The organism is Streptomyces sp. NBC_01497, assembly GCF_036250695.1.
GTDB lineage: Bacteria > Actinomycetota > Actinomycetes > Streptomycetales > Streptomycetaceae > Streptomyces.
The window spans coordinates 2,593,532-2,606,433 of record NZ_CP109427.1; the positions used below are offsets into that span (position 1 = coordinate 2,593,532).

General features: G+C 74.8%; 11 protein-coding genes. 3 read left to right on the forward strand and 8 right to left on the reverse strand.

Annotated features, from left to right (window positions below; all coding sequences use genetic code 11):
• Positions 1 to 212: 212 nt before the first annotated feature.
• From OG310_RS10960 to OG310_RS10975, 4 genes are all read right to left on the reverse strand, one after another.
• On the reverse strand, positions 213 to 3,695 hold the full coding sequence (locus tag OG310_RS10960; protein WP_329455689.1) for an SAV_2336 N-terminal domain-related protein: 3,483 nt from the start codon (positions 3,693 to 3,695) through the stop codon (positions 213 to 215).
• 7 nt (positions 3,696 to 3,702) lie between these two features.
• Positions 3,703 to 4,722 (reverse strand): AAA family ATPase, encoded by a 1,020-nt coding sequence (locus OG310_RS10965; RefSeq protein WP_329455690.1) that lies wholly within the window; start codon positions 4,720 to 4,722, stop codon positions 3,703 to 3,705.
• 112 nt (positions 4,723 to 4,834) lie between these two features.
• Positions 4,835 to 6,910, reverse strand: a complete 2,076-nt coding sequence (locus OG310_RS10970; RefSeq protein ID WP_329455691.1) for a VMAP-C domain-containing protein — start codon at positions 6,908 to 6,910, stop codon at positions 4,835 to 4,837.
• On the reverse strand, positions 6,907 to 7,359 hold the full coding sequence (locus OG310_RS10975) for a CU044_2847 family protein (protein ID WP_329455692.1): 453 nt from the start codon (positions 7,357 to 7,359) through the stop codon (positions 6,907 to 6,909). The genes OG310_RS10970 and OG310_RS10975 overlap by 4 nt, the downstream gene beginning before the upstream one ends.
• 198 nt (positions 7,360 to 7,557) lie before the next feature.
• Between OG310_RS10975 and OG310_RS10980 the strand changes: the two genes are divergently transcribed.
• The 3 genes from OG310_RS10980 to OG310_RS10990 all read left to right on the forward strand — a co-directional run bounded on the left by OG310_RS10980 (position 7,558) and on the right by OG310_RS10990 (position 9,959).
• Positions 7,558 to 7,737: a DUF6104 family protein gene (locus OG310_RS10980; protein WP_329455693.1), complete on the forward strand. Its 180-nt coding sequence runs from the start codon at positions 7,558 to 7,560 to the stop codon at positions 7,735 to 7,737.
• Positions 7,738 to 8,011: 274 nt separating this feature from the next.
• Positions 8,012 to 8,887 (forward strand): DUF4097 family beta strand repeat-containing protein, encoded by an 876-nt coding sequence (locus tag OG310_RS10985; protein WP_329455694.1) that lies wholly within the window; start codon positions 8,012 to 8,014, stop codon positions 8,885 to 8,887.
• 1 nt (position 8,888) lies between these two features.
• Positions 8,889 to 9,959, forward strand: coding sequence for a PadR family transcriptional regulator (locus OG310_RS10990; protein ID WP_329455695.1), 1,071 nt, complete (start codon positions 8,889 to 8,891; stop codon positions 9,957 to 9,959).
• Between the two features lie 324 nt (positions 9,960 to 10,283).
• Here the strand turns inward: OG310_RS10990 and OG310_RS10995 are convergent, their stop codons facing one another.
• The 4 genes from OG310_RS10995 to OG310_RS11010 all read right to left on the reverse strand — a co-directional run bounded on the left by OG310_RS10995 (position 10,284) and on the right by OG310_RS11010 (position 12,883).
• The gene (locus OG310_RS10995; protein ID WP_329455696.1) at positions 10,284 to 10,946 is read right to left on the reverse strand and encodes a hypothetical protein; all 663 of its coding nucleotides are present in this window, start codon (positions 10,944 to 10,946) and stop codon (positions 10,284 to 10,286) included.
• A 61-nt stretch (positions 10,947 to 11,007) separates the two neighbouring features.
• On the reverse strand, positions 11,008 to 11,574 hold the full coding sequence (locus tag OG310_RS11000; protein ID WP_329455697.1) for a Clp protease N-terminal domain-containing protein: 567 nt from the start codon (positions 11,572 to 11,574) through the stop codon (positions 11,008 to 11,010).
• Positions 11,574 to 11,783: an HTH domain-containing protein gene (locus OG310_RS11005; protein ID WP_329455698.1), complete on the reverse strand. Its 210-nt coding sequence runs from the start codon at positions 11,781 to 11,783 to the stop codon at positions 11,574 to 11,576. The genes OG310_RS11000 and OG310_RS11005 overlap by 1 nt, the downstream gene beginning before the upstream one ends.
• Positions 11,784 to 11,920: 137 nt before the next feature.
• Entirely contained in the window at positions 11,921 to 12,883 is a 963-nt protein-coding gene (locus tag OG310_RS11010) for a zinc-binding dehydrogenase (protein WP_329455699.1), read from the reverse strand.
• Positions 12,884 to 12,902: the final 19 nt, after the last annotated feature.

Consider the following 12,902-nt stretch of genomic DNA (forward strand, 5'->3'; position numbering starts at 1 on the left):
CCCCCGCTGCGCCGTGCCCGTTCGCGCGCTACCCGTCCGCGTCGCGATCCGTCGCGGCCCCGCCCGGCCCGTCGCGGTGCTCGTTCGTGCCGTGCCTTGTGGGTACCCGTACGGACGCCCGGTCAACACACCTGACAATCAGTCGCATTCGATCGGGGCGCGGCCAACTGCCTTCATTTTCGATCAATTGCGACTGCTTCCCCCGAGGGCGCTCAACTCTCCAGCTCCGCCAGCCGTTCCAGCGTCTCCTGGGCCTCCTCGCCACCGCCGCCGGGCAGTTTGCGCCACTGCTCGCGGGCGGCCCGGTAGGCGTCCCGGGCCGCCCGCGGACGGGCAGCCTCCGCATACGTCCTGCCGCGTCCGTGGTGGGCGCGCGCCTGGAGGGCCACGGCCTCCTCCGACCTGGCGGTCAGGGCGGGCGTCGCGTCACCCGCTCCCTCCTGCGCCCGGCGTGCGGCCTCCGCCGCGTCGCGAAACGCCTCCGCCGCCTCGTCGAGACGGGTCGGCCGGTGCAGCACCCGGTGTGCGTCGAAGCGAGCGTCGCCCAGGTCGAGCCAGCAGCGCGCCTGCGTCAGCGGGTCGCGCGCCTCGCGCGCCGCCAGCCCGAACAGGTACTCCGCCTCCCGCAGGTCGACCCGGTCCTCGGCGATCCGGTGCCGGATCATCAGCGCCCGCCCGAGCATCAGCAGCCGGTCGGCCTGGAACGGGTCGTCCGGGGCCGTCTCCGCCCGGCAGTCACGCAGCACCTGGACCGCCTTGTGCACCTGCCCGGAGCCGTCCGGCAGGCTCGCGCGCCGCAGCAGTGCGCTCCCCCACTCGGCGAGCACGTCCGCGTGCGCGGCGGTGTCACGCGGCACGCCCCGGGTGGCGAGCTCGAACGATCTGATGGCTTCGTGGAGTTCGGCGGGATCACCGGCGGGCCCGGCGCCCGCCCCCGTCTCGTACCTGGCGAGTCTGAGACGCCCCTCCCTGAGTCTGAGCTGCGCGCTGAGCCGTTCGTCGCGGACGATCCCGAGCGCGCGGCCGACGAGGGTGAGGCCGTCGTCCAGGCCGTCGCCGGACGCCAGCAGGGCGTCCGCGAGGTCGAGTACGGTCCCCGCCTGCGTGCCGCCGGTCTGGCGCCCGGCGTTCTGCTCGCCGAGCGCGGTGCGCAGCGACCTGGCCGCCTGCTTCGCGTACAGCTGCGCCTGTTCGCCGTCCTCGGTGGCACCGGACAGCCGCAGCAGCATCCGCCCGAGGGCCAGCGGCAGGGCCGCGGGGCGGCTGCGCTGGTCGGGCCAGGCATCGGAGAACGCCTCCAGCGTGCCGACGGCGTTCTGCAGGAGGGCGCTGTCGTGGCCGAGCCGCCACTCGCTCTCCAGGGCGCGCACCCGCTCCAGGGTCAGCCGCAGCGCGTCAGCCGGGGCCATGCCGGGGGCCGCGCAGGCGGCCGTGTACTCCCGGTCGGCCCGCTGCAGCAGTTGGAGGGCCCCGCGTTCGTCACCGCGCCGGAGCCGGTCGTCGGCCGCCGCGTGCAGGATCCCGGCGAGCACCGCGCGCCCGCGTACGCCCCCGGAGTGGTCGATCGCCCACCGGGCGGCCTCCTCGGCCTCCTCCAGGAGGGCCGCACCGCCCTGGACCTGCCAGAGCCTCAGCAGGGACGTCGCGAGGGTGGTACGGACCTCGGTACGTCCCTCCTCCCCCTCGGCCTCCTCGCCATGGTCCCCGGCGTCCGCCCGGTCGTCGTTGGCCACCGCCCCACGCAGCAGCTGTACGGCGTCGATGAGGTGCTGCATCATGCCGTCGGCCTCGTAGTCGCGCACGAGGGACCAGGCCGAGCGCACGGCGTCCGGCGGCCGGTGGACCTCGCCCCAGGCCGGGGGCTCGGGCGGCGCCATGAACTGCTCCAGCACATGCGCCGCGACCTCCGCGAACGGGTGCGGCACCGCGGATCTGGCACGCCGCGCCTCCTCCGGGTCCTCCGCCCCGTCGGGGAAGACCGGCGCGGCCGTGCCCGCGTGGTGCGGGACCGGCCAGTCGATGCCGGAGCGCCCCCGGTCGAGCTGGGCCGCGGCGACGGCGGGGAAGTTCCAGCTGCCCTTGCCGAAGTGCCGCTCGATGTAGTCCGAGCAGTGCTTCAGGACCAGCATGGCCTCCTCGCGGGTGAGCGGGGCCAGCAGTTCGTCCTGCACACCGGGCTCGAACGCGTACCAGGGGCCGCCCTCGGCCGGTGCGTCCCGGTCGAGCCGCATCAGGCCGCCGAGCAGCACCTCGGCCAGTTCCGCCGGGCCGGAGTCGGGCAGCATCGTGCGCTGCACGAGCTGCATCACCGGCATCCACAGCGGCGCGGCCGCCAGGTACCCGGCGAGCCGGCCCGCGTCCCGCGACGCCGCCGAGCGGAACCTGCGCACCACCTGCGCCGCCTGCAGGGGCCGGCCGCCGCGCGGTACGGGTGTGGCGGCCTGGTCGGGGCGCACCCAGCCGACCGCGCCGTCCGTGTGTCCCGCGCCCGCGCCCGACAGCAGCCCCGCCCAGGCACCGAGCGACGCGGCGACCGGCGGCAGGACGGGCACGGCGACGGCGCCCGCCGCGTGCGCCGGCGCACTCCGGCCGACCAGCCGCAGCGCGGTGGAGCCCGTACCCTCGCCGCGCGCGAGTACCCCGTACGTCACGGGCAGGCCCGTACGGCCCCACAGCCGTTGCGGCAGGGGCTGGAGCACGGCGACAGGGGCCTGCCCCGAAAGCCGGTGGAGCAGCCGGTGGGCCTGGCCGCTGTACCAGAGGGGCCCCGCGCAGTCGCTGAGGAGGACGGTGATCCGGCTGCCGGTGGGATCGCTCAGCCGCTCGGCCGGGCCGAGGGCCGCCGCGCGCGGATCGAGGCTGGTGGAGACGGCGGGCTCGCCGTCCGGGCCCTTGTGGAGATAGCGCACCCGCACATCGCGGAAGGCTCCCAAATGGCTGAATATGTCTTCCAGTTCGATGACCAGCCGCTGCCATACGAGCATCGAGGAGGACACGTCCATCACCAGTTGGAGGTCGACCTCCGCCCGGGTGGACGCGCGGTACACCGGTACGACGAGACCGCCGGCACGGGCGCTGAGGTCGGCCGTAGCGGCCTCGTCGAGTGTCGTCTCCACGGGCGCGGCCGATCGCCGGTAGCGCTGCAACGGGCGCAGGGCGCGCTGGAGTTCGAGCGTGCCGGGCAGCGCGCTCGCCACGGGCACACCGAGCGGCAGCAGCGCGCCGGCGCCGGTCGCCGGGCCGCCGCCCGCGCCGCGTCCCGAGCGGTACGTGCCCGCTTCCGCCACGGTGGCGCGCGAGCCGTCCCCGGCGGCCGGGCGGGGCGCGCCGAGGGCGACCCGGGGGTCGGCCGCGGGGCGGCCGGGGTTCTGGGGGGTGCCGTTCACGGGCGCAGTGTTCCCGCCGTCGGTGGAGCCTGTCACGTCGTCCACGCGCTTTTCGCCCGGGCGTGTGTCTCCGGCGCGCGGCCGGCCCGCCCCGGTGGCGCCAGGGAGATGTCCGGCGAGCCAGAGCGCGTCGCAGACCTGGCGCGCGTCCGGGTCCAGACCGGCCTGGCGCAGCCGCGCGACGAACCCGGGCAGTGCCCCGCGGCCCCCGCCCCCGACCGGGCGGCGCTGGTCCTCCTGCCGCTCGCCCGGGCCGTCGGCGGGTGTGCCGTGGTCGGTGCCGCCGGCCTCGGCCGGTACGCCGGACATCAGCGCGTCACCTCGGCCGGTCGAGGCGCTGGATCAGCAGGTCGGCCAGGCGCTCGCGGCTCTGCGGGGCCGCTATCCCCGTGAGGTACACGGCGTTGAGCAGCTGGTCGGTGGCGATCTGCTGGCGCTGGGAGCGCTCGAAGAACTGCGAGATCAGATCGCTGCCCGCACGTGCCGCGTCCTCGCCCAGATGCGCGGTGACGAAGGTGGAGAGCCGCTGGTGGTCGGGGCGGCCGAGCTCCAGGTGGATGCACCGGCGCAGCAGGGGGGCGGGGAAGTCCCGCTCGCCGTTGCTGGTCAGGACGACGAACGGGAAGGCGCGGCACTGCACCCGGCCGCCCTTGACGGCGACCTTCGTACCGTCGTGGGTGAGGACCTGCGCCTCGCCGCCCGGCAGCCGGTCGGCGATGCGCTCCAGTTCGGGGATGGCGAATTCGCCCTCCTCCAGCACGTTCAGCAGGTCGTTGGGCAGGTCGATGTCGCTCTTGTCGAGCTCGTCGATGAGCAGGACGCGCGGGGTGTCCGAGGGCAGCAGTGCCGTGCCGAGCGGGCCGAGCCGGATGTAGCTGCCGATGTCGGCGGTCGGGTCCGTGCCGGGCGCCGCGAGGTGGGAGGCGACCTGGACGTCCTGGAGCCGGGCGATCGCGTCGTAGTGGTAGAGGCCGTCGACCAGGCGGGTCCTGCTGACGATGGGCCAGCGCAGGACGCGGCCGAGACCGAGTTCGGCGGCCACGGAGTGCGCCAGGGTGCTCTTGCCCGCGCCGGGGCTGCCCGTGACGAGCAGCGGGCGCCGCAGGTACAGCGCCGCGTTGATCATTTCGAGTTCCTCGGCGCCGGGCCGGTGCAGCTCCGCCCGGTGCCGGTGCACGCCGAGGCGACGGTCGGCGGACTCGTCGCCGTCCGTCTCGTGCGAGGCCGCGTCGTGTCCCGTGAAGTCCCGCCAGGGCGGGGGCGGCGGCAGCCGGGTGATGCCCTCGTGCGGTTCGCCCGCGCCGCGGTAGATGAGCCACTCGCTGGTTTCGCTCATAGCGTGTTCCTCGTGGTCGTCGTCGCTGGGCCGTCCGGTCTCGGGTGACACAGGGCGCGGTGCGCGGCGGACCCCCCGCCCCGTGCGACGGGCCGGCTCCCGTCCGGCCCGCTCACGGCGCGTTCAGGAGCAGGCCGGGGCCGGGCAGCGGGTGACGTGGATCGTCGTACAGCAGCGCCACCCGGTCCGACCAGTACGTCTCGGTCCGCTTGTCCCAGACGCCCTTGCGCAACTCATGGATTTTACCCGGCAACTGACTGGCCGTGCGGGCTTCCGTCAGTACGCGCGCCGCCCTGCGGTGGACGTCGGCGCAGAGCGTCTCGGGGCCCGTACCCGGCGAGCGGCGCAGCAGGAGCACCCGGTACCCGGTCCTGGCGAGCCGGCCGAAGCCCTCGGCGGTCTCCCCGTCCGGCCGCTGCGCGTAGTGGCACAGGAGGGGCACCGTCTCGTGCGCGAGGGAACGCAGCCGCTCCTCCCCCTCGACGGGTACCCAGTCGCCGTCCTGGCAGTCGACGTCCTCCGCCCGCATGCCCACCGTGTGCAGGTGGTCCCACCTGGCCTGTTCCTCCGCCGCGGCGTCGGACGGCTCGGGGTCCAGGCAGCGCACCACCACGGGCCGCTGCACGCCCAGCGGCAGCCCACCGGGGACCAGGCTCCACCGCTCCACGTCGAGCCCCAACTCGGCCTGCGCCAGCGCGACCTGGAGCACCGCGGGCTCGTCCGGCTCGTCGCACTGCCGGAACGCCTCGCTGAGGGGCCCGGCCAGCGAGCCGGTCAAATCCTCCAGCGGGGTTCCCGTGCCGTCGCCTATGGCGTCGACCTCGCCGTTGAAGTGGGCGACACCCACGCGCCAGTCGTAGCTGTCGCGCTCCCAGCCGCGCGGCTCCAGCTCCAGCAGGACGCCGGCGCGCTCGCCGGGCCTCGGCCGCTCCCCGTACGCGGGGACTGTACGGCGCTGCTCGCGGTCGGTGCGCTCGCGGCTCTCGGCCCACAGCTGGCGCAGTTCGCCGCGGAAGGAACGGGTCAGCCGGTCCCTGGCGAGTTCGCGCACCCACTGCCACAGCTCCTGCTCGGCCTGCGGGGTGTCCGCGGTGACGTAGGGGCGTTCGGCGGCGACGGCGCTCATGCAGTAGCGCAGCACCAGTTCGAGGTCGGCCGGGCCGCCGTGCGTCTCGCGCAGTTCGCCGAGGCCGTCGCGCCAGCTGCGCGGCGCGGGGACGGGCTGGGCACCGCGCCCGCCGCGCCGCCCCTCGGCCCGGGCGATCAGGTCCAGCAGGGCCGCCGTGCTGACGGGCGGCGGCAGTTCGGCGAGCCTGCCGAGCAGTTCGGCGCGCTGGGCGGGGCCGAGCACGCGTCCCGCGCTCTTCTCCAGCCGGGTCTGCACGTCGGTCCAGCTCTCCTCGGGGCCCGGGTGGTGGTGGCGGTCGCGGTGATAGCGGTCGTGCGCGTGGCAGACCGCCTGGTACGTGTCGTGGGCCTCGTCCCGCAGCAGGCCGGCCGGGCCGGGAAGCGTCCGCAGCGCCTCGATCCCGACGGCGGTTCCGCCGCTCGCGCCGACCGTGCGCGACTTGATCACCCCGACGACCTGGCCGCGCCGCGGATCGATGACGGGGCCGCCCGACATGCCCTCCGTCAGCATCCCGTCTCCGAGCTGGATCTGCGAGCCGACCGAACCCGAGTCGTGCCCGCGGGCGCTGACGACGAGTTCGAGTCCCCCGTCCACCTCGGCCCAGCCGGCCCAGACGACCCTGCCGCCGTCGAGGCGTCTGGCCACGCGCTCCGCCAGGTGGACGCAGGGGTGCTCGGTGGGGCTGTCCAGGCGGATCAGCGCCAGGTCGGGTGAGGGCACGCGGACGCCGCGGGCCGGGAGCGCGGTCAGCCCCTCGGGCAGGACCGCCGCGAGGGTGCCCCCCACCGCTGTGACGCCCTCGCCGCCGGGGGCCGCGAACACCACGTCCACCTGGCACACCTCCCCCTGCCTCTCGCCCATCAGACCGACGTGGGCGCACGTCAGGACCCAGTTGGGAGCGACGAAGAACCCGCTGCCCAGAAAGGATCCCGGCCCGTGGGGGTCATACCCGTGGGTGGGCCGATGGATGCGCACGGTCGCGGCCGCAACGAGGCTCGCGAGGGCGGCGAGGGGTTCGTCCGGCGCGTAGAACGCGCCGTCCCCGTCGTCGTACGTCACGCCCCGCTCCCCGCGCCGGGCGCACCGCCGCCGGGATGCGCCGCCGCGCCGGGTCCCGCTCCGGCGGGCGGAGGCGCTTGGGGTGGTACGGGGGCGGTCGCCGGCGCGGCGGGGGGCGCGGGCGGTTCGGTGAGGTCGGGCGGTGAGCCGTGCCAGCCGAGGGTGACGGTGATGCCGCCCTTGGCCTCGCCGTCCGCGATCAGGCCGACCACCTTGCCGGGTTTCGCGGTCAGTTCGATCGAGAACTCCACGGTGACCTCGTCGGGCCGTACCGCGCGCAGCGGTCCGGCCAGCGACCGGGCCACGCTCCCCACCAGTTCCTTGAGGTCCTCGACGCGCGCCGCCACCTGCTGCCCCGCGCCGACGTCCGAGAACCGCAGCTCGCCCGAGGGCTGCTCCAGCATCTCGGCCCCCGAGATCCTGGCCCATACGGGCGTCCCGTCGGGCATTTCCACAAGCGTGACGCGACCACCGGTGTCCACCACGACATCCCCCGTTCCTGACGCCCCGTCCGTGCCGACCCCGAGGCCCGCAGGGTAGCGGCAGTGGATACGGGGACGCGAGATCACACGGGCCGCCATCCGGGGGGACGCCGGGGAGCGGCGTCCGGTTCTGGGCCCCGACCTGGGGGATCTAGGCTGACGAGCATGTACTTCACCGATCGGGGCATCGAGGAGCTCGCCTCCCGCAGGGGCGAGGAAGAAGTCACCTTCGAATGGCTGGCCGAGCAACTGCGGGTGTTCGTCGACCTCAACCCCGACTTCGAGGTGCCGGTGGAACGTCTCGCGACCTGGCTGGCCCGGCTGGACGACGAGGACGACGAGTGACGCGTCGGTACGTGTGACGGCAGACCAGGAGGCGACGGGAGCGGCCGAGGCGGCCGGACGCCCCTGACGGCCCTGGCCGGGCACGTCGGCCGGGTGCACTCGCGATACGGCCGGGGCACTCGCGATTGACTTCCCACATCCACGATATATCGTGTTCTCCAAGAGACGCGATATGTTGTGTTGCGTCGTGCCACGCCGCGTTCCGCCGTGCCGGGTTCTCTTCCTGAAGAGTGCCCGCCCCGCCGGGCGCTCCGAACGGATACGGGGGTCATCGATGTCACAGTCGACCTGGAGGGTGGCGGAGCCACGCCAGTTCACCTTCGACGATCCGGTCGGCGCGCTGAGCGTCCGCATCGAGGGCGGCGCGGTCAACGTCGTCGGCACCGACCCCGCCACCCTCGCCGCGCGGGGCGGCACCCGCCTGGAGATCACCGAGGTCGAGGGTCCGCCGCTGATCGTCACTCGCGACGGGGACACCCTCACCGTCGGCTACGAGGACCTGTCGTGGCAGAGCTTCCTCGGCTGGTTCGACCACAAGCGGCACCGGCGCAGCGCCGTCGTCTCCCTCGCCGTGCCGTCGTCCGCCTCCGTGGAGGTCGGCTTCGTGGGCGCGGCCGCCGTGATCTCCGGCGTGCGGGGGCGTACGGAGGTGAGGAGCGTCACCGGCGACGCGACCCTGGTCGGGCTGGCCGGCGCAGTGCTCGCCGAGACGGTCTCCGGCACCATCGAGGCGCAGGCCGTCACCGGCGCGCTGCGGTTCCACTCGGTGTCGGGCGACCTCACGGTGGTCGAGGGCGCGGGCTCCTCCGTACGGGCCGACTCGGTCAGCGGGAACGTGGTGCTGGACCTCGACCCGGCGGGCGCCCCGACGGACATCCGGCTGGGCACCGTCTCCGGTGACGTGGCGATCCGGCTGCCGCACCCCGCGGACACCGAGGTGGTGGCGAACACGGCGAGCGGCCGGGTCAGCAGCGCCTTCGAGGACCTGCGGGTGACCGGCACGTGGGGCGCGAAGAAGATCACCGGCACGCTCGGCTCCGGCAACGGGACCCTGCGCGCCGCCACGGTCTCCGGCTCGATCGCGCTGCTGCGCCGGCCCCCCTCCGAGGACGCCTCGGACGCCGCACCCGCCCACAGCAAGGAGCTCTGACATGCCGCCCGTCTTCGCCCACGGCCGCCTGCGCCTGTACCTGCTGAAGCTCCTCGACGAGGCACCGCGCCACGGGTACGAGGTGATCAGACTGCTGGAGGAGCGCTTCCAGGGCCTGTACGCGCCCTCGGCCGGCACCGTCTACCCGCGCCTGGCGAAGCTGGAGTCCGAAGGGCTCGTCACGCACGCCACCGAGGGCGGCCGCAAGGTCTACTCGATCACGGACGCGGGCCGCGCCGAGCTGGCGGGCCGCAGCGGCGAGCTGGCCGAACTGGAGCTGGAGATCCGCGAGTCGGTCTCCGAACTGGCGGCGGAGATCCGCGAGGACGTGCGGGGCGCGGCGGGCCGGCTGCGCAACGAGATGCGCGCGGCGACGAAGGCCTCGCGTGACGACGCGCCGCCTCCCGGGGCGGACGCCGGCGGCGCCGGACCGGGCGCCGAGCAGGAGGCGTGGCGCACGACGCGCGAGGAGATGCGGCGCGCGAAGCAGGAGTGGAAGGAACAGGCGCGCCGGGCGAAGGACGAGTCGCGCAGGGCACGCGAGGAGGCCCAGCGGGCCCGCCGGCAGGCGAAGGAGGCGCAGGAGTTCGCGCGCGACGAGGTCCTGCGGGTGGCCCGGCAGGTACAGGACCAGGTGCAGGTGCACTTCGCACGGGGCGACTGGCCCACGGGCGTACGGGAGGGCCTGTCGGAGCTCGCCGGCCAGTTGGGCGGCCTCGCGAAGGGCGGCTGGCCCTCGCACGGCGTCCCGCACGAGCCGGCGGACCGGCACGACCCGGCGGACGAGGCGACCGGCCCCGCCGGCACCGGCCCGTCGCACCGGCCGCGAGCGGCGGCGGACACGGCCACGGACAGCGCCCCCGAGTGGGCCGCCGACACCCCGTCGACGGACAACCCGGAGCGCGACCTGGAACGCCTGCTCGACCGCTTCCGCGACGACGTGCGCGACGCGGCCCGCGACCAGGGTGTGACGGCGCCCCAGCTCGGCGAGATCCGCCGCCACCTCTCCACGGCGGCGGCCCATGTCACCGCGCTCCTGCACACCGGCGGCAGGCAGGAGCCGGGCGCCTGACGGGCTCGCACCCACCACCGGAGCCGCGACCCCGGGGGCTGGTCGGGGGCGGTAGGCCGCGCGTCGGGAGCGAGACGTCGATCGTCCGGTACGCGGGCATGCGGGCATGCGGGCATGCGATGACGCAGGTACGCGGGCATGCGGCCACGACATCGTCGGGCCGGGCGGTCCAGGCCGGGCTGGTGGAGACGCGCGGCCGGGACCGGGGCCCGTGACGCGGCGTAAGGGACCGGTGCCCAGCGGCCGGCGCGCCGGCCCCGCTGTCCGGGAGCCGGGAGCCGAAGGTCCGGCGCCCGGCGGCAGCGGTGTCACTCCCCCGGGACCTCACTCCCCGGGAACGTAGTCCCGTACGGCGGCGGCCACGCGCGCCACGGCGACCTCGTCGGGCGCTACCCAGTCCTGGAAGTACCGGTCCAGTACCCGGTCGGCGAAGTCCTCCGCGTACCGCGCCGGTACACCCGTCGACTCCAGGAACCAGGCCAGCGGGTGCCCACAGGAGTGCACCCAGGTGTCGGCGGACCCGGCCCTCGCGCGCTCCGCGACCTTCGCCACCAGGGGTGCGACGCCCCGCTCGCGGCAGCGTCTGACCTCCTCGTCGTCGGCGCCGTCGGGAGGCGCGAACCCGGCGTAGAGGCCGGCCAGTTCCTCCAGCCAGTCACGCCACTGGAGCAGTCCGGCGGTGTACCGCCGCACCTGGCCGTCCAGGTCCGTGCCGGCCGGCGGGAGGTCCCGCAGGATGGCCCCCTGGTCCTCGCTGTCCCCCTCGCCCTCCGCCTCGGCGGGCCACCACGCTGCCCAGTGCCCGTAGCGCTCGACGACCGCGCGGGGGAAGGCGTCGGGGTCCGCCTCCGCGCCCTGCTCCGCCTCGGCCTCGGAGACCGCGAGGTACATCGCCCGCACCTCGTCGGGCGCGGCCTCCCGGTCGAAGGGGTGCCGGGCGGGATCCATCCGGGACCAGTAGGGCTCGTGAAGAAAGCGGTCGGGCATGGTGCTCCGTTCGTCTCGTTCTCTCGTCCCGTTCCCCCGCGCCGCGGGCGCGGCCCACCTGTCAGGCCGCTCCGGCCGCCGCCCGGCGTTCGGCCAGGGCCTGCTGCAGGGCCCCGTGGGTCGCGCCGTGGTCGGCCAGCACTTCGGCCGCGACCCCCGGACGGGCCGTCAGCGCCAGCAGGATGTACACGTCGGGGATGGTCCTGTCCTTGTGGGCCAGGGCGATCCGCAGGGACCGTTCGAGGACCGACTTCGCCTCACGGGAGAACGCGCGGTGGCCGCTTCGCCACCGCTTCGACGTCACGTCGCCCTGGAGCACGCCCTCCCCGTGCGCCGCCTCGACGCGGCCGACGATCTCCGCCACGTCGATGCCGAGGCCGGCGAGGGCCTCGGCGTCCGCGCGAGTCAGGCCCGCGCGCCGGTGCGCCTCGCCCAGTCCGCGTTCGACCGACGCGCGCCGGGCGGTGACGCCGAGGACGGCGAGGAGGTCCGCGGCGCCCGTACCGCGCTGATCCAGCAGGGCGAGCAGCAGGTGTTCCTCGGTCACCGTGTCCGCCGACCGGAGCGCCGCGTGCCGCGTCGCCTCCGCCACCACGCGGCGCGCGTCCGGGGTGAAGCGTTCGAACATCACTGCCTCCCGTGCTTCTTGTGTGCCGCCTGGCGGCTCACGCCCAGTTCGTCCGCGATCTCCTGCCACGACCAGCCCTGGCCACGGGCTCCGCGCACCTGTACGGCTTCCAGTTGTTCGAGCAGCCGCCGCAGCGCGGCGACGGCCCGCAGTCCGATCCGTGGGTCCCGGTCACCCGCTCGGGCGGCCAGGTCTGTCGCCTCCGTCATGTCTGTCAATGTACGTTGACAGAACGCGGCCGTCAACCAACATTGACAGGCGGGGAGTGCGGGCGACCACCCGCGTCGGACGGCCGCCGCGCATACGGGCGCCGCGCGGGCCGCCTTCACGTCAGACCGTCACATCGTCACATCGTCAGGACGATCTTCCCGAACAGGTTCCCGGCCTCCATCCGCTCGAACGCCTCGCGCGCCCGGCCCACCGGCAGGATGTCGTCGATCACCGGCCGGACGCCGGCCGTCGCACAGAACGACAGCAGGTCCTCCAGTTCGTCACGCGAGCCCATGGTCGAGCCGACGACCTTGAGTTCGAGGAAGAAGATCCGGGTCAGCTCCGCGTTCGCCGGCCGGTCGCCGCTCGTCGCGCCGGAGATCACCACCGTGCCGCCGGGCCGGAGCGACTTGACGGAGTGCGACCAGGTGGCGGCGCCCACCGTCTCGATCACCGCGTCGACCCGCTGCGGCAGCCGCGCGCCCGGCTCGAAGGCCTCCACCGCGCCCAGTTCGACGGCCCGCCGCCGCTTCGCCGCGTCCCGGCTCGTCGCGTACACCCGCAGCCCGGCCGCGCTGCCGAGTACCACGCACGCGGTGGCGACGCCGCCGCCCGCACCCTGCACGAGCACCGAATCCCCGGGCCGTACCCCAGCGTTGGTGAACAGCATCCGGTACGCGGTGAGCCACGCGGTCGGCAGGCAGGCCGCCTGTTCGAAGCTGAGCTCCTTCGGTTTCGGCACCACGTTCCAGGTCGGTACGGTGACCCGTTCCGCGAACGTCCCGTCGTAGACCTCGGTGAGTATCGACCGGCGTTCCTTCGGCCCGACGCCGTGGCCGCTCTCGCCGATGACGGAGTGGACGACGACCTCGTTGCCGTCCTCGTCGACGCCCGCGGCGTCGCAGCCGAGGATCATCGGCAGGCGGTCGGCCGGCAGGCCCACACCGCGCAACGACCACAGGTCGTGGTGGTTGAGCGACGCGGCCTTCACGGTGACGGTGCTCCAGCCGGGCCGCGCCGCGGGCTCCGGACGCTCACCCAGCTCAAGGCCGTTGAGGGGCTGATCCTTGTCGATGCGTGCTGCGTAGACGGCGAACATGCCACGACGATAGGCGCGC